This is a genomic window from Bradyrhizobium sp. 40, from assembly GCF_023100925.1.
Lineage (GTDB): Bacteria > Pseudomonadota > Alphaproteobacteria > Rhizobiales > Xanthobacteraceae > Bradyrhizobium.
Map to the genome: position 1 here is coordinate 5682007 of NZ_CP064688.1, position 20559 is coordinate 5702565.

Annotated in this window: 18 protein-coding genes; 7 read left to right on the plus strand and 11 right to left on the minus strand. The window is 65.1% G+C overall.

What is annotated here, in order from left to right; genetic code table 11:
• Window positions 1-7: 7 nt before the first annotated feature.
• Complete coding sequence (nadC, locus tag IVB40_RS27345; protein ID WP_247816848.1) at window positions 8-886, plus strand: carboxylating nicotinate-nucleotide diphosphorylase; 879 nt, start codon at window positions 8-10, stop codon at window positions 884-886.
• A gap of 156 nt (window positions 887-1042) precedes the next feature.
• Here the strand turns inward: nadC and IVB40_RS27350 are convergent, their stop codons facing one another.
• The 3 genes from IVB40_RS27350 to IVB40_RS27360 all read right to left on the minus strand — a co-directional run bounded on the left by IVB40_RS27350 (window position 1043) and on the right by IVB40_RS27360 (window position 6207).
• A complete protein-coding gene (locus IVB40_RS27350) occupies window positions 1043-2497 on the minus strand; it encodes a cell wall hydrolase (RefSeq protein WP_247816849.1) in 1455 nt (484 codons plus the stop codon).
• A 479-nt stretch (window positions 2498-2976) separates the two neighbouring features.
• A complete protein-coding gene (gene ppdK, locus IVB40_RS27355; protein ID WP_247816850.1) occupies window positions 2977-5955 on the minus strand; it encodes a pyruvate, phosphate dikinase in 2979 nt (992 codons plus the stop codon).
• A 96-nt stretch (window positions 5956-6051) separates the two neighbouring features.
• On the minus strand, window positions 6052-6207 hold the full coding sequence (locus IVB40_RS27360; protein ID WP_007594951.1) for a DUF3096 domain-containing protein: 156 nt from the start codon (window positions 6205-6207) through the stop codon (window positions 6052-6054).
• 222 nt (window positions 6208-6429) lie between these two features.
• Between IVB40_RS27360 and IVB40_RS27365 the strand changes: the two genes are divergently transcribed.
• Window positions 6430-6783, plus strand: coding sequence for a DUF1236 domain-containing protein (locus IVB40_RS27365; protein ID WP_027568617.1), 354 nt, complete (start codon window positions 6430-6432; stop codon window positions 6781-6783).
• 267 nt (window positions 6784-7050) lie between these two features.
• On the opposite strand, the gene glyS is transcribed toward IVB40_RS27365, so the two are convergent.
• From glyS to IVB40_RS27395, 6 genes are all read right to left on the minus strand, one after another.
• Entirely contained in the window at window positions 7051-9150 is a 2100-nt protein-coding gene (glyS, locus tag IVB40_RS27370) for a glycine--tRNA ligase subunit beta (protein ID WP_247816851.1), read from the minus strand.
• Window positions 9150-10085, minus strand: a complete 936-nt coding sequence (locus IVB40_RS27375) for a glycine--tRNA ligase subunit alpha (protein ID WP_027568615.1) — start codon at window positions 10083-10085, stop codon at window positions 9150-9152. Before IVB40_RS27375 ends, glyS begins: the two co-directional genes overlap by 1 nt.
• Before the next feature lie 170 nt (window positions 10086-10255).
• Window positions 10256-10447, minus strand: coding sequence for a hypothetical protein (locus IVB40_RS27380; RefSeq protein ID WP_007607173.1), 192 nt, complete (start codon window positions 10445-10447; stop codon window positions 10256-10258).
• 118 nt (window positions 10448-10565) lie between these two features.
• Window positions 10566-11474, minus strand: a complete 909-nt coding sequence (locus IVB40_RS27385) for a S49 family peptidase (RefSeq protein WP_247816852.1) — start codon at window positions 11472-11474, stop codon at window positions 10566-10568.
• Between the two features lie 211 nt (window positions 11475-11685).
• Window positions 11686-12456, minus strand: coding sequence for a methyltransferase (locus IVB40_RS27390; protein WP_247816853.1), 771 nt, complete (start codon window positions 12454-12456; stop codon window positions 11686-11688).
• On the minus strand, window positions 12449-12676 hold the full coding sequence (locus tag IVB40_RS27395; RefSeq protein ID WP_247816854.1) for a DUF2007 domain-containing protein: 228 nt from the start codon (window positions 12674-12676) through the stop codon (window positions 12449-12451). Before IVB40_RS27395 ends, IVB40_RS27390 begins: the two co-directional genes overlap by 8 nt.
• A 132-nt stretch (window positions 12677-12808) precedes the next feature.
• On the opposite strand from IVB40_RS27395, the gene IVB40_RS27400 reads away from it, so the two are divergent.
• The 5 genes from IVB40_RS27400 to IVB40_RS27420 all read left to right on the plus strand — a co-directional run bounded on the left by IVB40_RS27400 (window position 12809) and on the right by IVB40_RS27420 (window position 17596).
• A complete protein-coding gene (locus tag IVB40_RS27400) occupies window positions 12809-13816 on the plus strand; it encodes a polyprenyl synthetase family protein (protein ID WP_007594965.1) in 1008 nt (335 codons plus the stop codon).
• A 413-nt stretch (window positions 13817-14229) separates the two neighbouring features.
• A complete protein-coding gene (locus tag IVB40_RS27405; protein ID WP_247816855.1) occupies window positions 14230-14745 on the plus strand; it encodes a helix-turn-helix domain-containing protein in 516 nt (171 codons plus the stop codon).
• A gap of 1 nt (window position 14746) precedes the next feature.
• Entirely contained in the window at window positions 14747-16003 is a 1257-nt protein-coding gene (gene fabF, locus IVB40_RS27410; protein ID WP_247816856.1) for a beta-ketoacyl-ACP synthase II, read from the plus strand.
• 92 nt (window positions 16004-16095) lie between these two features.
• Window positions 16096-16728: a LysE family translocator gene (locus tag IVB40_RS27415; protein ID WP_247816857.1), complete on the plus strand. Its 633-nt coding sequence runs from the start codon at window positions 16096-16098 to the stop codon at window positions 16726-16728.
• Window positions 16729-16735: 7 nt separating this feature from the next.
• Window positions 16736-17596, plus strand: coding sequence for an alpha/beta hydrolase (locus IVB40_RS27420; protein WP_247291430.1), 861 nt, complete (start codon window positions 16736-16738; stop codon window positions 17594-17596).
• Here IVB40_RS27420 and IVB40_RS27425 read toward each other — a convergent pair.
• Window positions 17593-18477 (minus strand): 4-(cytidine 5'-diphospho)-2-C-methyl-D-erythritol kinase, encoded by an 885-nt coding sequence (locus IVB40_RS27425; protein WP_247399848.1) that lies wholly within the window; start codon window positions 18475-18477, stop codon window positions 17593-17595. The two genes, IVB40_RS27420 and IVB40_RS27425, sit on opposite strands and share 4 nt — an antisense overlap.
• 28 nt (window positions 18478-18505) lie before the next feature.
• A complete protein-coding gene (locus IVB40_RS27430; protein ID WP_027568607.1) occupies window positions 18506-20308 on the minus strand; it encodes a tetratricopeptide repeat protein in 1803 nt (600 codons plus the stop codon).
• Between the last annotated feature and the right edge of the window lie 251 nt (window positions 20309-20559).

The window sequence follows — 20559 nt, forward strand, 5'->3', positions numbered from 1 at the left end:
GTCTGCCATGATCACCTCAACCTCTCTGCTCTATCCCGACGCCTTTCTCTCCCCGCTCGCGATCGACGAGGCCGTGCTCCGCGCGCTCGATGAGGATCTCGGCCGCGCCGGCGACATCACCGCGCTTGCGACGATCCCCGAGGCAACGAAGGCGCAAGCGATCCTGGTCGCACGGCAGTCCGGCGTGATCGCCGGCTTGCCGCTGGCCCTCGCCACGTTGCAAAAACTCTCGCCCGACATCGAGATACGCGCACATGTTCGCGACGCCGCGCGCGTCGCCCGCGGGCAGCAGGTGCTGACGATCTCGGGGCCGGCACGCGCCATCCTCACGGCGGAGCGGACCGCGCTGAATTTCGTCGGCCGCCTGTCAGGCGTTGCGACGCTCACGGCGGACTATGTTGCGCGCACCGAGGGCACCCGGATGCGAATCTGCTGCACGCGAAAGACCACGCCCGGGCTGCGCGCGTTGGAGAAATACGCGGTACGTTGCGGCGGCGGCTTCAATCACCGCTTCGGGCTCGACGACGCGATCCTGATCAAGGACAACCACATCGCGATCGCCGGCGGCATCCGGCCCGTGCTGGAGCGCGCCCGCGCCCATGCCGGCCATCTCGTCAAGATCGAGATCGAGGTCGACACGCTGCCGCAGTTGCGCGAGGTGCTCGACACCGGCCTTGCCGATGCCGTGCTGCTCGACAACATGGACATTGCGACGCTGCGCGAAGCCGTTGGGATCAACGAGGGACGTCTCAAGCTGGAGGCATCCGGCGGTGTCACCCTGGATTCGATCGCAGCCATCGCGGCGACCGGCGTCGACTACGCCTCATCCGGCGCGCTGACGCATTCCGCGCCGAATTTCGACTGCGCGCTGGATATCGAGGCGTGATGCGGGGTTCCCTCTCCGTCATGGCCGGGCTTGTCCCGGCCGTCCACGCCTTGCAACTCGGTGCAAACAACGTGGATGCCCGGGCCTTCGCCTCGCCGAAGCGGCTTCGGCCGCGCAGGCGGGACAAGCCAGGGCATGACGAATTCTTGTGAACAGCTACCTTCGCTCGCTTGCGCCCATCTCGGCGGAGCTCTTGGCTTCCTGGGTGAGCTCGGCGGAGAGCGCGGCGGTCTGCGCTGGCGTCCCCCAGCTCGGTTCCTCGCTGCCGTCGCCCCAGGCGCGGGGTCGATAGAAGGTGTGGACGCCGGTCTTGTACATCTTCTTCATCTCGGCCACCCAGGACGGGCGCACCCAATAGGCGTGGTAGTGCGTGGACTTGCCGACCTCGGGTAGCCAGATCTGGCCGTCGAGCATTGCCTTCGAGATTTTTTTCGCACGCTCCCACATCTCGGGCTCGCGGATCACGTCGGTATTGTTGTCGCAGGCAAAGGTGAACTGGCAGGCGAGATGGCGGTGCTTGTTCTGATAGACGGCGCCGCACACCGTGTCCGGATATTTGCCGGAGAACACGCGGTTCATCACCACCTGCGCGACCGCCATCTGACCACGCACGGCCTCGCCGCGGGACTCAAAATAGACGGCCTCCGCAAGGCATTTTTCGGACTTCGCGCGCGACTTGTCGTCGAGCGCGAGCCGTTCCGCCGGCGATCTGGCGCGCTGGTTGTCGACGTTGACCTCACCCTTCGGCGCGACGCTCTCGCCGCTTTCGATATCCTTCGCAATTTCCTCCGACGGCGGCGACAGCGAGGCCGTCACCTTCATGTCGGGGTCGGGCATCACGATCAGCGGCTCGGCACCCGGCTGCCAGCTCTCGATGCTCTCGACATTGCCACCAAGCGAGGAGCTGCCGAAGAACAGGTTCGAGGTCTTGACGCGGAATGGATCGCGCGGCGGTGCGGCCGGCATGGTGGCCTGCTTCAGCGCTTCGAGCGGCTGGAGCGCGAGCGAGCGCGCAGCGTCACTGGCTTGTGGTGCATTGGTGTATTGCGGCAGCGGCGGCGCGCGCAGCGCTTCCGCGAGTTCGGGATCGAGCGCGGCCGCGGACTCCGGCGACATCGCCTCTGGCAGCGCGACGGTTTTGGCGCCGAACACCGAGCTGTTCGACGTCGCGGGATCTTCCTGCGTCGGCGCTGCCGTTGGCGCGCCCGCTTCGGGAGCCTGCGTCGGTGTGACCGTTGCGAGGCGATCACCCTTCATGGAGCGATCGACCTTGGGAAAATCGGCGGCCTGGTAGCGCGGCGGCGCCTGAAGCGCCGGATTGCGGCTGATCGCGCCGGTGACGTCACGGCCGTCGAGGCTCGCGAGACGAACCATCGCGCTCTGCGGAGCCGAAGTGCCGATCGGCCGGGAAAAACTGTAAGTGGCGAGCTGGATGGAAGACGCAGCAGAGAACACCTGCTTCTGCCAACGCTCCGCGACGCCGGGTTGGCGCGCCAGCAGCGAGGCAATGTCCTGATAGCCGGTCTCTCTCGGCATCAATGCGAAGATGCAGAGACCGATGCCGAAGGACGCGAACCGCGCGCCCTTCGGATGGGTACGCAACAAAAACATCGATACGCTCACGCTACGCTTACGCTAGAAAAATCGAGCCGCAGTACATCCGTGCAATTCGATCTTTATCGTGAGTATCTAATTTAGGTTGCCGGGGCGTTAATCGGCGTTGCGCATGCGGCACACGCAAGCAATCGCAGGTGTTTTCACGGGGTGATGATGCACCTTGGTAAATGCGCTCTCACGCGGCGAGGTAAACAATTGGTCAACGCAAATGGTGAAGGAACTCTTGCGCGCACGTCTCGTACGGGACGCACGCTGAGTTCCCGCTACTGCGATGTGCTCACACGCACGCGCCTCAAGCGCGTCAATGCGAGGAGCTCTCGCGACGAAGCAATCCAGACTGCTGCCGCGGAAAGATGCTGGGTTGCTTCGCTGCGCTCGCAATGACGATGTGGAAGCAGTCGAGCCTCAAAATGAAAAGAGGCGGGGTTTTGCCCCGCCTCTTTCGCTCTCAATATTTCAAGTCGCCGCTCCGCTTATGCCTGGCTCGCCACCGCCTTGCCGAGCGCGGCTTGCGCGGCGGCGAGGCGGGCGATCGGGACGCGGTAGGGCGAGCAGGAGACGTAGTCGAGGCCGATCGCATGGCAGAAGGCGACGGAGGCGGGATCGCCGCCGTGCTCGCCGCAGATGCCGACCTTGAGCGAGGCGCGCGTCTTACGACCGCGTGCGACGCCGATCTTGACGAGCTCGCCGACGCCTTCCTGGTCGAGCGCGACAAAGGGATCGATCGGCAGGATGCCCTTGGACACGTAGGTGCCGAGGAAGCTCGCGGCATCGTCACGGCTGATGCCGTACGTCGTCTGCGTGAGGTCGTTGGTACCGAACGAGAAGAACTCGGCGCTCTCCGCGATCTCGGCCGCGAGCAGGCAAGCGCGCGGCAGCTCGATCATTGTGCCGACCTGATAGGTCAGCTTGGTGTTGGTGTCGCGCATCACCGCCTTCGCGGTGGAATCGATGCGCGCCTTGACGAGGTCGAGCTCCATCTTGGTGGCGATCAGCGGCACCATCACCTCGAGGCCGACGGCCTTGCCGGTGCGCTTCTCGGCCTCGACCGCCGCCTCGAAGATCGCACGCGCCTGCATCTCGGCGATCTCGGGATAGGCGATCGCGATACGGCAGCCGCGGAAGCCGAGCATCGGATTGAACTCCGACAGCTCGCGCGCGCGGTCGGCCAGGCGCCGCGGGTCGGTGTTCATGGCGCGCGCCACTTCCTCGACCTCGGCATGGGTGTGCGGCAGGAACTCGTGCAGCGGCGGATCAAGCAAACGGATCGTGACGGGCAGGCCCTTCATGATCTCGAACAGCTCGACGAAGTCGGCGCGCTGCATCGGCAGCAGCTTTGCCAGCGCAGCGCGGCGCGACTGCTCGTCCTCGGAGAGGATCATCTCGCGCACCGTGCGGATGCGCGTCTCCTCGAAGAACATGTGCTCGGTACGGCAGAGACCGATGCCTTCCGCGCCGAACTTGATCGCGGTGTGCGCGTCCTCCGGCGTGTCCGCGTTGACGCGCACGCCGATCTTGCGGACCTGGTCGGCCCATTTCATCAGCGTGCCGAACTCGCCGGACAGCTCGGGCTCGATCATCGGCATGCGGCCGGCAAGCACCTGGCCGAGCGAGCCGTCGATGGTGATGACGTCGCCGGTCTTGAAGGTGCGCGAGCCGATGCTCATGGTGCCGCGGCCGTAATCGACCCGGATGGTGCCGCAGCCGGAGACGCAGGGCTTGCCCATGCCGCGCGCGACCACCGCAGCGTGCGAGGTCATGCCGCCGCGGGTGGTCAAGATGCCTTCGGCGGCGTGCATGCCGTGGATGTCTTCGGGGCTGGTCTCAATCCGGACCAGAATCACCTTGCGTCCGTCGGCCTGAAGCTTGGCCGCTTCGTCCGAGGAGAACACGATCTCGCCGGAGGCCGCACCCGGCGAGGCCGGCAGGCCGGTCGCGATCACGTCGCGCTTGGCGTTGGGGTCGATGGTCGGATGCAGCAGCTGGTCGAGCGAGGCCGGGTCGATCCGCGTCACCGCTTCCTTCTTGGTGATCAGGCCTTCATTGGCGAGTTCGACCGCGATGCGGAGCGCCGCTTTCGCGGTGCGCTTGCCGCCACGGGTCTGCAGCATCCAGAGCTTGCCCTGTTCGACCGTGAACTCCATGTCCTGCATGTCGCGGTAGTGCTTCTCGAGCAGCGTGTAGATCCGCGTCAGCTCCTTGAAGGCCTCCGGCATCGCCGATTCCATCGACGCCTTGTCGGAGCCCGAGTCCTTCCGCGCTTCCTCGGTGATGTCCTGCGGCGTGCGGATGCCGGCGACCACGTCCTCGCCTTGCGCGTTGATCAGGAACTCGCCGTAGAGCTTGCTCTCGCCGGTCGAGGGATTGCGCGTGAAGGCAACGCCGGTCGCCGAGGTCTCGCCCATGTTGCCGAACACCATGGCCTGCACGTTGACCGCGGTGCCCCAGGATTCCGGAATGTCGTGCAGCCTGCGGTAGGTCACCGCTCGGGCGTTCATCCAGGATGAAAACACGGCGCCAATCGCGCCCCAGAGCTGGTCGTGCGGATCCTGCGGAAAATCCTTGCCGGTTTCGCGAGCGACCGCGTCCTTGTACTTGCCGACCAGATCGACCCAGTCGTCGGCGGTGAGATCCGTGTCGAGCGTGTAGCCCTGGCTGTCCTTGAAGGTGTCGAGGATTTCCTCGAAATGATGATGCTCGAAGCCGAGCACCACGTCCGAATACATGGTGATGAAGCGGCGATAGCTGTCATAGGCGAAGCGGCGATCGCCCGACAGTTCCGAGAGCGCTTCCACGGTTTCGTCGTTGAGGCCGAGATTGAGCACGGTGTCCATCATGCCCGGCATCGAGGCGCGGCCGCCGGAACGCACGGAGACGAGCAGCGGGTTCCTGGAATCGCCGAAGATCTTGCCGGTCAACTTGCCGACATGATCGAGCGCCTTCTCAACCTGCGACCGCAGTTCCTTGGGGTAGGATTTGTCGTGCGCGTAGAAATAGGTGCAGACCGAGGTCGGGATGGTGAAGCCCGGAGGCACCGGCAGGCCGAGATTGGCCATCTCGGCGAGGTTGGCGCCCTTGCCGCCGAGCAGGTCGCGCATCTCCGCTTTGCCCTCGGCCTTGCCGTCGCCGAACGTGAACACCCACTTGCCGGCCTTGGCCGCAGCCTTGGCCGCAACAGGCGCGGCCTTGCTTGAAGCAGCCTTGCTCGGTGCCGGCTTCACGGCAACCTTCGGCGCAACCGGTTTCGTCGGTGCCTTTGCAACAGCCTTGGAAACCGACTTGGCGGCAGGCTTCACAGCCGGCTTGGCCAGCGGCTTAACAGCGGCTTTGGCCACGGGCTTCGGGGCGCGCTTGGCAAGTGCCTTGCGGGCCGCCGGCGCGGCTTTCGCCTTGGCGGAGGACTTTGATTTCGCTGGCATTTTCGCTGGAGTTTTCGAGGCGGCTTTGGCCATAGCTTGCACACAACCTGCGAGAGGAATGGGTAATTGCGGGCCTTACACCACTTTGGGCAGGTCCGCGCAAGTCGAAGAGTTCCGTAGAATGAAGGCCTAGAGATGGAGCCACTTCAACAATCCGAGCCCGATCGCACCATTTATAATGAGAAAAATCGCGACGATCAGGTTCAGGAGGCGCGGCATGATCAGGATGAGCACACCCGCAAGCAGCGACAGGATCGGCGAGATATGGGCGACGGTGATGTGCATGAATTTTCTTTCCGTGGGGTAGGGGCGAATCGCGGCGGGATCATAGCGGACTGGGTTCCGCGGGTAGAGACGCATCGGGCGCGCGCGAGTTCCCAGATCCGCGAAAACAGCCCGAAAATGCCGCGAATGCGGCGGGCGTTTTCCGGAACATCGCCGAGACGCATGCATTGGCAACCGGTCGCGCCATTGGCGCTTCCCGAAACCTTCTCGAAGGAGTTGCCCATGCGGAACAGGATTCTTGCTCTTGCAGCGCTCGCGGCCGCGATCGGCTCGCCCCTTGCGGCGCAGGCGCAAAGCGGCGTCACAGTGGGACGCGCGCCCGTCGTCGTCGACAGCGGCCCGACCATTGCCGTCGAGCAGCGGCCGGCTTTCCGCGACTATGTCGTCGAACAACGCGTACCGGCTTTCCGCATCCCGGATCGCGTGGTGGTCGGTGCCACGTTACCTGAAAGCGGCGTCACCTATTATGACGTGCCGCAGCGTTTCGGCGCCACCACCTATCGCTACACCGTCGTGAACGGCGAGACCGTGCTGGTCGAGCCGCGCTCGCGACGCATCGTCGAGGTGATGGACTAGCACTTTCACGGGATCGACTAGGTGTCCGGCGCGTCACATCAATCAGGCTGACGCGAGCAGTAGAGTCGGACATCAGGCCCCGCCCGGTCCTCCCCCCGCCGGGCGGGGCTTTTTTGTGTGGACACTCTTCGCGCACAGTAATGCGGCCAGCAACTCCGTCGTCATGGCCGGGCTTGTCCCGGCCATCCACGCGTCTCCACGAGAAGCAGGACGTGAATGCCCGGGACAAGCCCGGGCATGACGGTGTTCATTGCGCCCAAACCGCGCTCAATCCTGGATCTTCGAGAAATCCGCCACCGCACGCGTGGCGCTGCGGATCTCGTTGAGCAGCTTCAGGCGGTTCTCGCGCACCTTCGCATCGTCGTCGTTGACGCGAACTTTCTCGAAGAACGCATCGACCGGCGGACGTAGCTTGGCCATCGCACTCATTGCGGCCGCGAAATCTTCCTTCGCGACAGCAGCGCTTGCCTCCGCCGTCACCTCGCCGATCGCCTTGGCCAGCGCCTTCTCCTCGCCGAGACCGTAGAGCGCGGCATCCGGCGCCCCGTCGAACGTGCGCTTGTCCTTCTTCTCCTCGATGCCGAGGATATTGCTGGCGCGCTTGATGCCGGCGAGCAAATTCTTGCCGTCCTCGGACTCGAGGAATTTGCCGAGCGCCTCGACGCGGCGGACGATCATCAGAAGGTCATCCTGGCCACCGAGCGCGAACACGGCGTCGACGAGATCGTGCCGCGCGCCCTGCTCGCGGAGCTGAACTTTCAGGCGATCTGCGAAGAAGGCGAGCAGGTCGCTCGGAAGCTTCTGCGCATCGGCAGGCTTCAAGGACAAGGCGGCGAGTGCGGATGCCGCCATCTTCATAAGCGACAGACGCAGTCCGTTCTCGGTGATCAGCCTGATCACGCCCAGCGCCGCACGACGCAGCGCATACGGGTCCTTGCTTCCCGTCGGCTTCTCGTCGATTGCCCAGAAGCCCACCAGCGTATCGAGCTTGTCCGCGAGCGCCACTGCGACGCTGACCGGATCGGTCGGCACGCGATCCGCGGGCCCCTGCGGCTTGTAGTGCTCCTCGCAAGCGGCGGCCACCGAGGCATCCTCGCCCTGGGCCAGCGCGTAGTACTTGCCGATCAGGCCCTGCACCTCGGGGAATTCGCCGACGACTTCGGTCAGCAAATCCGCCTTCGCCAGATGCGCGGCCCGCGTGGCCTTTGCGACATCGGCGCCGACCAGCGGTGCGATCTCGGCGACGAGACGCTCGATGCGCTTGATGCGTTCAGCCTGGGTGCCGAGCTTCTCGTGAAACACGATCTGCTCGAACTTCGGCAGGCGATCCTCGAGCTTCGTCTTCAGGTCCGTTTCATAGAAGAACTTCGCATCCGCCAGGCGCGGACGGATCACGCGCTCGTTGCCGGCGACGATGGTCTTGCCGCCGTCGGCCGCCTCGATGTTCGCCGTGAGGACGAACTTGTTGGTCAGCTTGCCCGTCTTGGAATCCCTGACTACGAAGCACTTCTGGTTGTTGCGGATGGTGGCGCGGATCACCTCTTCGGGGATCGCGAGATATTCCGCTTCGAACGATCCCATCATGACGACGGGCCATTCGACGAGGCCCGAAACCTCATCGAGCAGCACCTGGTCCTCGACCAGTTCGAACCCTTGGGCGAACGTCAGCTCCTTGGCGTCGGCAAAGATGATGTCCTTGCGCGCCTGCGGATCGAGGATGACCTTGGCAGCCTTCAGCTTCGCTTCGTAATCCTCGAAGCGGCGCACGGAAATCGCGCTAGGTGCCATGAAACGATGGCCGTAGGTGGTCTGGCCGGCCTCAATGCCGTCCACCGAGAATTTGATGACATCGGGCTCTTCGGTTTCGAGCCCGAACGTCGCGGTGATCGCGTGCAGCGGACGCACCCAGCTCAGCGAGCCCGGCTTGCCGGAGCGCGCACCCCAGCGCATCGATTTCGGCCAGGGGAAGGTGCGGATGATCACGGGAAGGATTTCCGCGAGCACGTCGATCGCGTCGCGGCCGAGCTTCTCGATCAGCGCGATGTAGAAGTCGCCCTTCGGATCGCGCTGGATCTTGGCCTCATCCAGAGACGTCAAACCGGTCGCTTTCAGAAAACCCTGCACGGCCGCATCGGCCGCGCCGATCTTCGGTCCGCGGCGTTCGGTCTTCAGGTCAGGCTGGCGCGCAGGGATGCCGTGCACGGTAAGCGCAAGGCGGCGCGGCGTCGCGAACGCCTTCGCGCCCTCGTAGACGAGACCTTCGGCGACGAGCTTGTCGGTGACCATGCGGCGCAGATCGTCGGCCGCCTTGGCCTGCATGCGCGCGGGGATCTCTTCGGAGAATAGTTCAAGCAAAAGATCGGGCATCAGGCCGCTCCGCCCGCTTCAGTATGTATCCAGGCCTCGCCGCAAGCCTTTGCCAATTCGCGCACGCGAAGAATGTAGCTCTGCCGCTCCGTCACCGAGATCACGCCGCGCGCGTCGAGCAGGTTGAACACGTGGCTCGCCTTGATGCATTGGTCATAGGCCGGCAGCGACATCAAATGCGCCTCGCGCTTGCCATCTTTCCAGCCGGCCTCGAGATATTTCCTGCAAGCCGCTTCGGCCATCTTGAACTGCTCGAACAGCATCGCGGTGTCGGCGATCTCAAAATTGTGCTTCGAATATTCCCGCTCGGCCTGGAGGAAGACATCGCCATAGGTGACCTTGGCGTCACCGTCGCGGCCGTTGAAGTTGAGGTCGTAGACGCGATCGACGCCCTGCACATACATCGCGAGGCGCTCGAGCCCGTAGGTGAGCTCGCCCGCGACCGGCGCGCATTCGACACCCGCAACCTGCTGGAAATAGGTGAACTGGCTGACTTCCATGCCGTCGCACCAGCACTCCCAGCCGAGGCCCCAGGCACCCAGCGTCGGGCTCTCCCAGTCGTCCTCGACGAAGCGAATGTCGTGCACGGCGGAATCGATGCCGATCGCGGCTAGCGACTTCAGATACAGCTCCTGAAGGTTCGGTGGCGACGGCTTCATGATCACCTGGAACTGGTAGTAGTGCTGCATCCGGTTCGGATTCTCGCCGTAGCGGCCGTCCTTGGGCCGGCGCGAGGGCTGCACATAGGCCGCATTCCAGGGCTTTGGCCCGAGTGCGCGCAGCGTGGTCGCCGGATGGAAGGTACCCGCACCCATTTCCATGTCGTAGGGCTGCAGGATCACGCAGCCCTGCTCGGCCCAGAACCGCTGGAGCGCGAGGATGAAGCCCTGGAACGAGCGTTCCGGGCGCATATGGGCGGGCAAGGAGGCGTCCATCGTCAGATCGAGCTCTCGCGGGGGGTTGAATCGCGCGGGACCGTATCGACGGCAGGGGTGGGAATCAAGGCAAAGGGGGCCAATCCCGTCATGCCCGGGCATCCACGTTCTTCGTGCGTCAGGCAAGGCGTGGATGGCCGGGACAAGCCCGGCCATGACGAGCGCAGCAGCTAACCCGGCCGATAGGCTCCGGTCACCGGATCCTGTTTCAGCGTCTGGACGGCCCCCCTATGGGCGGCCTCGGCGACGCGCGAGAGGCGCATCTCCTCCAGCTCCTGGTTGATCCTGACAGCGGTCTTGTAGGCCCAGCGGACCACGGCAAGCCCGCCCAGGACGCCCGCGAATGCGACGAACGGCGGCATCGGTCGTTCCTTGTTCACAATGCTCAGCCCCCACGCGCATTCTTGCGCAGACCGGGCCGCGCCGCAATTGGCACGGCTTCAAGTCTCCTTGGGGCCAAATGGCGCGGCAGGGCTCCGTCTAGAATCCGAATTTCGCCCAAATCGCCCGCGTCTCGACCGCGGAGATCAGCTCGTCCGGCAGGCTGGCCATTGATTCCATGGCCGAAAGCTGCCCCGCGCCGGGCGATTTCCGACCCAAAACGCCGGAGAGCAGACCGGTCGGCTGGGCAATCACGGGGGTGAGAACCTTCTCGCCAAAGCGGGCACGAAGAGTTGAGCGGAGATCGCCGATGCTGTCGGCGAGCCCCAGCGCGATCGAACTCTCGCCGGCCCAGTATTCGCCTGTGAACAGGGTGTCGTCGGAGCCCTTCAACCGCGCGCCGCGGCTTTCCTTCACCAGCGCGATGAAGATCTGGTGGATCTCGCGCTGGAGCGCCTTCAGCTTGGCGACGTCGTCGGGGTTTTCAGGGAGAAACGGGTCGAGCATCGCCTTGTGCGCGCCGGCGGTGTAGAGGCGCCGCTCGATGCCGAGCCGCTTGATCGCCTCCTGGAAACCAAAGCTGCCGCCGACCACGCCGATCGAACCGAGGATCGAGGACGGATCGCAGATGATCTCGTCGCCGGCGCAGGCGATCATGTAGCCGCCGGAGGCCGCGACGTCCTCGACGAACACCAGCACCGGCAGCTTCTTCTCCGCCGCGAGCTGCTTGATGCGCAGGTAGATCTGGCGCGACTGCACCGGCGAGCCGCCGGGCGAATTGATCACCAGCGCCACCGCCTTGGCGTTGCGCGTCGAAAACGCCCGCTCCAGCACCCGCGAAACGGTCGCGAGCGTCATGCCCGGGCGCAGCGGCGTCACTGCACCGATCACACCGGACAGCCGCACCACCGGCACCACGGCCGTGCCGGGACGGAAGCGCGCCGGCAGATATTGCATGAGCTTGTCGGCCAGGCCGGAACTCTCACGATCGTTCAATTGTTCGGCCATGCCGTTACCTCTGATTAACTATTTCTTATCACGCGACTGTCATTGGAGGGGCCCGGAACGTGTTTTGCAGAAACCCCGTTGAGAGGCTGCAATGGGCCAGCGGAGAACGCCATGAAAATCTATCTGCTGATGCTGCTGATCGGTGCGCTGTTCATGGCGATCCGCCTGACGACTCCGCAAGAGCAGCAGTCGGAATCGCTTCCGCAATAGCTCAGCACGGCTCCACCAGGGGTAGAACCGCCCTTCCCTCCAGAATATCCATCACCTCTTTTTTAGGCACGCGTGATTCCTCGTTGAGCACGAGGCCCGGCAACAATCGTGCCGGGGCCCTCCCGCCCTTGACCGCGCGCACCAGCACGCGGATCGCGGGCCGCTCGGCTTCAGCGTGAACCGGCAGAATCGCGAGACTGCCGAAGCCGCGAGACAGTCCCGCCAAAACCTCCGCGATCCCATCTGCGCGCCAAATCAATGTCAGCGCGCCATTCGAGCGGAGGATGCGCCGCGCCGCGTGCACCCAGGCATTCAGCGTCTCATCCGTCGCCACATGCGCGATCTGGCGCGCCTGATCGGGCGAGCCGCGATGGCGAGCGGGATCGTTGAAGGGCGGGTTCATCAGCACCACGTCGACGCTGTCCGGCACGAGCCCGCTGGCCGCGAAGGCCTGCGCGTCCGCGGTGACGTCGAGCACGATCGTCTCGGCGGCAATCGCATTCGCTGCCGCATTGGCGCGCGCAAGCTCCGCCAGCTCGGGATCGATCTCGACCAGGCCGAGCCTGATCCCGGCAACGCGCCGCGCCAACGCAAGCCCGGCCGTGCCGATGCCGGCGCCGAGATCGACGACACGGTCGCCCGCGCTCGCCTGCGTCGCCGCCGCGAGCAGAATGGCGTCGTGCCCCGCGCGATGGCCGGACCGCTTCTGCTTCAGCCGCAATTGCCCGCCGAGAAAGGCGTCCTCGGTGAGGTCTGCCAGTGCTTCACTCATCGCCGCGCAGTTCGTGGCTGAGGCCGGCCTCGGTCAGAAGCTGCCGGGCTTCGAGGGCGTCGTCATCATGGACCAGGATCCGCCGCGGCAAAATGCCAAGCGAGCCCTCGATGATGCTCATGTTCTGGTCCAGCACCAGATGATGGATGTTGGCGCCGTCGAGCAGCGCGCCGATCGCCGACACCAGCACCATATCGTTGGTCCGAACCAGTTCTCGCAAAACACAGGCCTCCTGCCTGACGGGGATTAAGCGCCAAATGTCAATGGTTCCACGGCCCTTGCCGCATCCCCGTCCAGTTTCTATTGTCTTTCCATCAGAATAGCCCTTCCGGGGCAAATATTGGAGACCGGCGTGGCCGTCATCGTACCTTTCGAAACTCCCGGCGCGTCGATCGAAGAGCTGGTTGCCCTTGTCGCCGGTGACATGGAGCGCGTCAACGCCACGATCCTGTCGCGGACCGGTTCGGACGTGACCATGATCCCGGAGGTCGCCAACCATTTGATCTCCTCCGGGGGCAAGCGCCTGCGGCCGATGCTGACGCTGGCCATGGCCAACCTCGCCGGCTACACCGGCGACGGCCATATCAAGCTCGCCGCCAGCGTCGAGTTCATGCATACCGCCACCCTGCTCCATGACGACGTCGTCGACGAAAGCGAGATGCGCCGCGGCAAGCTGTCGGCACGGATGCTCTGGGGCAATGAGGCGAGCGTGCTGGTCGGCGACTTCCTGCTCGGCCAGGCCTTCCGCATGATGGTCGAAGTCGGCTCGCTCCGCGCGCTCGACATTCTCTCCGCGGCCGCCGCCACCATCGCCGAGGGCGAGGTGATGCAGCTTGCCGCCGCCAAGAACACCGCGACCACCGAGGACGAATATCTCGCCGTGATCCGCGGCAAGACGGCCGAGCTGTTCGCGGCCGCCTGCGAGGTCGGACCCGTGATCGCCAATCGCCCGAAGGCGGAGCAGACCGCCTGTCGCTCGGTCGGCATGAATCTCGGCATCGCCTTCCAGCTCGTCGACGACGTGCTCGACTATGGCGGAAAGAGCGCCAAGCTCGGCAAGAATACCGGCGACGATTTCCGCGAGGGCAAGATCACGCTGCCCGTCGTGCTTGCCTTCCGCCGCGGCAACGACACCGAGCGCGCCTTCTGGATCCGCGCGCTCGAGCGCGGCGAGATCGGCGACACCGACCTCGACCACGCCATCGGGTTGATGAACAAGCATCGTGCGCTCGAAGACACGCGCAGCCGCGCCCAGCACTACGGCGCCATGGCGGTGGACGCGCTGGCGCTATTCCCGTCCTCGCCGATGAAGAGCGCGCTGGAGCAGGTCGTGGCGTTCTGTCTGGCACGGTCTCATTAGCTACTTGCATCCTTATCGCTTGCTGGTAGCCACACCCTCAGTGCCGTCCCGGCGAAGGCCGGGACCTATTACCCCGATCAGCGTTGTCTTAGCGTCTGTGGCAACGATCGTGCACCACAACAACAGTCGTGGCTATGGGTCCCGGCCTTCGCCGGGACGACATCGTTGAGGTAGCGCCACCACTGCATCAACAGCGTCACTGCGAACGCAGCGAAGCAATCTAGAATCTTTTCGCAGAGGGACTCTAGATTGCTTCGCTCCGCTCGCAATGACGGAGCAAGGAGCGCAGGCGTCGCTCGCCAACTCGCATCCGGATCGCAGAGACAGTTTTGCAGTCCCGCACCTCGTCCTCCCGCGCGGGGAAGTTGCCCTCGTCACTTGCATTTTGAAAGTTACATGCCTACTTTCGAACCATGCAGCCCAAATTCGCCTCCATCCAGGAATGTCCCGTCGGCCGCGCCGTGGAGACGGTCGGCGAATGGTGGAGCATCTTGATCCTGCGGGATGCCTTCCAGGGCGCAACGAAGTTCGACGAGTTTTCGCAAAGCCTCGGGATCGCGCCGAACATCCTGTCGCGGCGGTTGGCCCATCTCACCGAAAGCGGCATGTTCGTCCGCCGCCGCTACAATGAACGGCCGCCGCGCTATGAATATGTGCTGACGGACAAGGCGCGGGACTTCTTCCCCGTGGTCGCAACCCTACTCGCCTGGGGCAACAAGCATCTCGCACCGAAGGGCGAAGCGATCCTGCTCGCGAACCGGCACGATCGTCGTCCATTCAATCCGGTCGTGGTCGATGCCGCCGGCATGCAGCCGATCACGCTCACCAATGCGGTCATCATCGCCGGTCCCCGCGCCAGCCGTGTCATGCGCAAACGGCTGACCTCGCTCAAAGCCATGAACCCGGCCGTCGCGCCGGCTGGAGACTGACATGCGTCGTATCGTCGTGACGGGAATAGGCGCGGTGTCGCCGCTTGGCTGCGGTGTCGAGCTGTCCTGGCGCCGGCTCCTGGCCGGTCAAAGCGGGCTGCGCCCGCTGCCGGAATGGTCGCAGGCGCTGCCCGCACGCATTGCCGGCCTCGTGCCCGACAAGGCCGATGACGTGGACGGCGGCTTCGATCCCGCGCAGGCCGCCGCGCCGAAAGACCAGCGCAAGATGGACCGCTTCATCCTGTTCGCGCTGCTCGCCACCGCAGAGGCGGTTGCGCAGGCCGGCTGGACGCCGCAGGACGCGGCGGCTTTGGAGAGGACTGCGACGATCATCGCCTCCGGCGTCGGCGGCTTTCCGGCGATGGCGGAAGCGGTGCGCATCACCGAACAACGCGGCCCGCGCCGGCTGTCGCCGTTCACGATCCCCTCCTTCCTCGCCAATCTCGCGGCCGGCCACGTCTCGATCAAATACGGCTACAAGGGAGCGCTGGGCACACCGGTCACGGCGTGCGCCGCCGGCGTTCAGGCGATCGGCGATGCCGCGCGCATGATCCGCGCGGGCGAGGCTGATGTGGCGATCTGCGGCGGTGCGGAAGCCTGCATCGACATCGTCAGCCTCGGCGGCTTTGCCGCGGCCCGCGCACTATCGAGCGGGTTCAATGACGCGCGCGCCTCGCGCCCGTTCGATCGCGACCGCGACGGTTTTGTCATGGGCGAAGGCGCCGGCATCCTGGTGATCGAGGAGCTGGAGCATGCATTGGCGCGCGGCGCGACGCCGATCGCGGAGATCGTCGGATACGGCACGACTGCCGACGCCTATCACATGACATCGGGTCCGCCTGACGGCGACGGCGCCCGGCGCGCCATGGAGATCGCGCTCCGGCAGGCGAAGCTTGCGCCTGCCGATTTGCAGCATCTGAACGCGCATGCAACGTCAACGCCGGCCGGCGACGAGAGCGAGCTTGGCGCAATTGCCGCGCTGTTCGGTCGTCACCGCGGCATCGCCGTGAGCGCGACCAAATCGGCCACCGGCCATCTGCTCGGCGCCGCCGGAGGGCTCGAGGCCATCTTCACCGTGCTCGCTCTGCGCGACCAGATCGCGCCGCCGACCCTCAACCTCGAGAACCTTGATCCGGGCGCGGACGGCATCGACATCGTCGCCGGTGTGGCGCGCCCGATGCCGATGCAGCACGCGATCTCGAACGGGTTCGGCTTCGGCGGGGTGAATGCCAGCGTGATCTTCCGCCGGATGGTCTGAACGACGGGCCTTGAAAACGACGGGCCTTGAAAACGACGGGCCTTGAAAACGACGGGCCTTGCAATCGCGGTAAGCATCGCTACCAAAGCAGGATGATCAACACGAATTTCTGGCTGTTCCTGGCCGCAGCTTGTCTCATCGCCGCCGTTCCCGGCCCAGGCATTTTCTACGTGGCGGCACGGACCCTGTCGGAAGGGCGCGCCAGCGGTTTTGCATCGACCGCGGGCACCGCGCTCGGCGGGCTGGTTCATGTGATCGCAGGCAGCCTCGGCATCTCTGCGATCATCCTTGCCAGCGCCGAGCTGTTTGCCGCCGTGAAATTTGTCGGCGCGCTCTATCTGGTCTGGCTCGGCATCAGGACTTTTCGCAACGCCGGCCGCGCGCTGTCATTCGACAGCGAGCCCATCGGCGACAAGCAAGCCTTTCGCGACGGCGTGCTGGTCGAGGCGCTGAACCCGAAGACCGCCGCCTTCTTCCTCGCCTTCATTCCGCAGTTCCTCGACCCGGCGGGACCGAACCCGACGCTGCAATTCATCATGTTGGGTGCGATTTCGGTGACGCTGAACACGCTCGCCGACATCGTGGTGGTGCTGATGGCCTTCGCGACACGCACGCAGTTGATCGGAAGGCCGCAGCTGATGCGGCGTCTCACCCAGGGTTCCGGCGTCTTCATCGCAGGGCTCGGGCTGTCGCTGGCGCTGGCGCGGCGGCCGGTGAATGGATAGCGCCACCATGCTCGCCCCGCAAAGCCGCATCTACGAGTCTCACGGCCTGCGGCTGCACTATGCCGACTGGGGCAACGATGGCGCGCCCGTCGCCATCCTGGTCCATGGCGGGCGCGATCACTGCCGGAGCTGGGACGTCATCGCCCGGTCGCTGCAGCCGCATTTTCACGTGCTCGCACCCGACCTGCGCGGGCACGGCGATTCCGACTGGACCAAAGGCGGCAGCTACGCGCTGACGGAGTATGTGTACGATCTCGCCCAGCTCGTCCGTGCCGTCGCGGCCCCTCAAGTCACTCTCATCGGCCATTCCATGGGCGGCATGGTCAGCCTGATCTTTACAGGGGCATTCCCCGAACAGGTCTCGAAGCTGGTCGTGCTCGACGGCGTGACGATGTTGCCGGATACACCAAAGCCGCCGGTACATGAGCGGATCGGCAAATGGGTCGGTCAGCTCGACAAGCTGCACGACCGCGCACCGCGCCGCTATTCGACCCTCGAAGACGCCGCGGCGCAGATGGTCCTTCACAACAAGCGGCTGTCCCGCGACCTCGCGCTGCATCTCGCCACCCACGGCGCGCGGCAGAACGAGGACGGCACCTATAGCTGGAAGTTCGATCCCTACCAGCGCGCCTCTGCGCCGCACCGGCTCTGGCCGGACGATCACATCGCGCTGTGGTCGCGCATCACCTGTCCGACGCTGCTCTTGAATGCCGGCGAAAGCTTTTTGGCTGGCGCGAGGGCCGCGGGCCTGGAGCGCTACTTTCCGCAGGCGCGTGTCGAGACCATCGCCGGCGCCGGACACTGGCTGCAACATGACAAGCCGCAAGAGGTGTTGGGCGAGATCCGGCGGTTTCTCGGGCTGGCCTAGCTCAGCGTCCCCGCGTGCACCCACCAACCCGAATGATCCCTGCGGATCTTCTCGGCGGCGGCATGCGCCTCGGCAAATGCGCCATAGATCGCAAAACACGTCGCACCCGAGCCGGACATGCGGGCGAGCTTGACGCCGGCGGAGCCACGCAAGGCTTCCAGCACGTCGCCGATGACAGGCTCGATGCGCATCGCGGGGGCTTCGAGATCGTTGGCGACGGTCTCGAGCGTGTCGACCCAATCGGCAATGGAGGCGCCCTCGCCCGGCCAGGCCGGACCGTCGAAGACGGACGTGGCGCCGACCAGGAGTTCGCCGTTGCGCAGGCCCAGCGCCTGAAACACATCCTTGGTCGCGACCGGCACGCGCGGATTGACCATCACGCAGGGCATGCTCGGCAACGCCAGCGGCAGCAGCTGTTCGCCGACACCGGTCATGTCACAGGCGCGCGAGAACAGACACACCGGCACGTCGGCACCGGTCGCAAGCGCAACCTTCTGGAGGCGGGCGTCGTCGAGCGACAGATCGTTGAGACGCGCCAGCAACCGCAGCGCCGCCGCGGCGTCGGCCGAGCCGCCGCCGATGCCGGCGGCGACCGGGAGCACCTTGTCGAGCGCGAAGGCGCCCAGCTTCAGGTTCGGGACGGCTTCGGCCAGGAGCTTGGCCGCCTTGAACACGAGATTGTCGGCCATATCGCCGCAGGCCGCCGCGAGCGGCCCCGTCGTGGTGAGCTTCAGCTCGCCGCCGGGCTCCAGCGTGAGCCGGTCGGCGCAGTCGGCAAAAGCGACCACGCTTTCGAGATCATGATAGCCGTCGGCACGACGGCCGACCACGCGAAGGCTCAGATTGACCTTCGCGCGCCCTTCTTCAATCAACGCCGGCATAGACGACACGCCCCCAACTTCAACTCGCTCAGCCGCCCTTGCCGTCGTCCTTCTTCTTCTCCTTCTCCGCCTGCGCAGCCGAGGAGTTCGAATTGTCGTCGGTCATTCCGTTTGCAATCTTGGCCTCGATCTTCGGAAGCTCATCCGCTTCGGGCTTGAGATCGCGGGCGTGCGCCCACTGGAACTTGGCTTCCAGCGTGCGGCCGACGCGCCAATAGGCGTCGCCGAGGTGATCGTTGATGGTGGGATCCTCGGGCTTGAGGTCGATGGCGCGCTCGAGATTCTTCACCGCGTCCTCGTAATTGCCGATGCGGTAATAGGCCCAGCCAAGGGAGTCGACGATGTAGCCGTCATCCGGGCGCTGCTCGACCGCCCGCTTGATCATCTTCATGCCTTCGTCGAGATTGATGCCCTGGTCGATCCAGGAATAGCCGAGATAGTTGAGGACGTGGGGCTGGTCGGGCTGCAGCTCGAGCGCCTTCTTCATGTCGGCTTCGGCCTTGCCCCACTGCTTGGAGCGCTCCTCGCAAATGCCGCGATAATAATACCAGACGCTGTTGGCCTTGTCGTTGCCGGCCGGCAGCACGTCGACGCCTTGCGAATAGGTCGCGCCGCATTCGCCAAACTTCTTGCGGCCGCGCTCGATGTTGCCGAGCGCCATGATGGCTTCGAGATCCTTGGAATCCTCAGTGGTGACGCCCTTGAGGATCTTGATCGCCTCGTCGGTGCGGTCGGCGGAATCCAGATCGATGGCGAGCTGAATCTGGGCGTTGCGCTTGAGCGGCGAGGACGCCGGCACGCGCTCGTAGACCTTGATCGCCATCTGCGGCCGCTTCACCGATTCATAGAGATCGGCGAGCGAGAGCAGCGCCAGGGGATGGGTGGGCTGGAGGTAGAGTGAGAGCTGGAGATAGACCAGCGCCAGATCCTCGCCGCCGCGGCGGGTCAGTGTGGCGCCGATGCCGTAGAGTGCTTCGGCGGCGCCGGCTTGCGCGCTATCAACCAGCGGCGGCATCTTCTTGCCGGCCTTGGTGTCGCGCAACCCTTCCACGATGAGCGGATGGCGGGCGAGCTTCTTGTCGAAAGCCTGGTAGACCGTGGTCGCGGCGGCCGAGTCCTTGTTACGCGACAGCCAGCGCGCATAGGCCTCGGTGACGCGCAACATGGAATCGTCGAGCTTGTAGGCACGCTCGAACCGGGTGCCCGCGTCCTTCTCCTTGCCGGCGAGCTCGAGGATCATGCCGGCGTGGAGATCCTTGAACAGCGGATACCATTCCGGACCGGCCAGCTTGTCGATGGTGGCGACGCCGCCCTTGGCATCGCCCGCGCCATAGGCGGCCCAGCCCGACAGCAGCGTGGCGACGAGATCGGTGATCGGACCGCGGATCGACTGGTTGATGTTGGTCTGCGCCGTCGCGTACTTCTTGAACTTGAGATCGTGCACCCCGACGACGAGGCGCGCAACGCGGTTGGTCTTGTCGATGGTCAGGATGCGCTCGGCGAGCTTGACGGCCTCGTCGATGTCACCGTCGGCAACCGAGGAGATGAAGGCGCGGTCGAGCAGCTCGTTGTTCTTGGGATCGGTGCGCAGGGCCGAGCGATAGAACGCGGCGGCGGAGGCCGCATCGCGCTCGACGCTGGCGTGGCGGGCGGCGAGATAGCTGCCGGAAGTGGTCAGCGCCTTCAGATCGTTTCGGGTCGGAAACTGCGCCGCCGTGTCGGACGGATGATCCGGCGTCTGCGCCAGGACCCTGCCGGGGACCGTCGCGATCGCTGTGCCCATGAGGGCGATGGCGGCAACAGTCCAGCGGTTGAAACGATTTGAAAACATCAGGGCTCGCCTTGAGTTGGTAGTGCCTGGGTCTGAAGAAGGCCGTATCGCATGCGAACGCGGCCGGTGGCATGGGGACCCGGAACCGTCGGGCCAACAATGCCGCTTTTGGCGCTTCACCGCAAGGATTCGGGCCGGGCGATCCCCTCCGCACGCCCCAAATCGGCCAAGTGACCGGTCAAGAGCGCCCCAAGACGCCGGCAGTATGGCCTTATCGTGACCACGGACCGCGACCGCGGCCGGGTTCTCAC

Coding starts and splice junctions, on each gene's coding strand:
- nadC (WP_247816848.1), top strand. CDS start 8: ATGATCACCTCAACCTCTCTGCTCTATCCCGACGCCTTTCTCTCCCCG.
- IVB40_RS27350 (WP_247816849.1), bottom strand. CDS start 2,497: ATGTTTTTGTTGCGTACCCATCCGAAGGGCGCGCGGTTCGCGTCCTTC.
- ppdK (WP_247816850.1), bottom strand. CDS start 5,955: ATGGCCAAAGCCGCCTCGAAAACTCCAGCGAAAATGCCAGCGAAATCA.
- IVB40_RS27360 (WP_007594951.1), bottom strand. CDS start 6,207: ATGCACATCACCGTCGCCCATATCTCGCCGATCCTGTCGCTGCTTGCG.
- IVB40_RS27365 (WP_027568617.1), top strand. CDS start 6,430: ATGCGGAACAGGATTCTTGCTCTTGCAGCGCTCGCGGCCGCGATCGGC.
- glyS (WP_247816851.1), bottom strand. CDS start 9,150: ATGCCCGATCTTTTGCTTGAACTATTCTCCGAAGAGATCCCCGCGCGC.
- IVB40_RS27375 (WP_027568615.1), bottom strand. CDS start 10,085: ATGGACGCCTCCTTGCCCGCCCATATGCGCCCGGAACGCTCGTTCCAG.
- IVB40_RS27380 (WP_007607173.1), bottom strand. CDS start 10,447: ATGCCGCCGTTCGTCGCATTCGCGGGCGTCCTGGGCGGGCTTGCCGTG.
- IVB40_RS27385 (WP_247816852.1), bottom strand. CDS start 11,474: ATGGCCGAACAATTGAACGATCGTGAGAGTTCCGGCCTGGCCGACAAG.
- IVB40_RS27390 (WP_247816853.1), bottom strand. CDS start 12,456: ATGAGTGAAGCACTGGCAGACCTCACCGAGGACGCCTTTCTCGGCGGG.
- IVB40_RS27405 (WP_247816855.1), top strand. CDS start 14,230: ATGCAGCCCAAATTCGCCTCCATCCAGGAATGTCCCGTCGGCCGCGCC.
- fabF (WP_247816856.1), top strand. CDS start 14,747: ATGCGTCGTATCGTCGTGACGGGAATAGGCGCGGTGTCGCCGCTTGGC.
- IVB40_RS27415 (WP_247816857.1), top strand. CDS start 16,096: ATGATCAACACGAATTTCTGGCTGTTCCTGGCCGCAGCTTGTCTCATC.
- IVB40_RS27420 (WP_247291430.1), top strand. CDS start 16,736: ATGCTCGCCCCGCAAAGCCGCATCTACGAGTCTCACGGCCTGCGGCTG.
- IVB40_RS27425 (WP_247399848.1), bottom strand. CDS start 18,477: ATGCCGGCGTTGATTGAAGAAGGGCGCGCGAAGGTCAATCTGAGCCTT.
- IVB40_RS27430 (WP_027568607.1), bottom strand. CDS start 20,308: ATGTTTTCAAATCGTTTCAACCGCTGGACTGTTGCCGCCATCGCCCTC.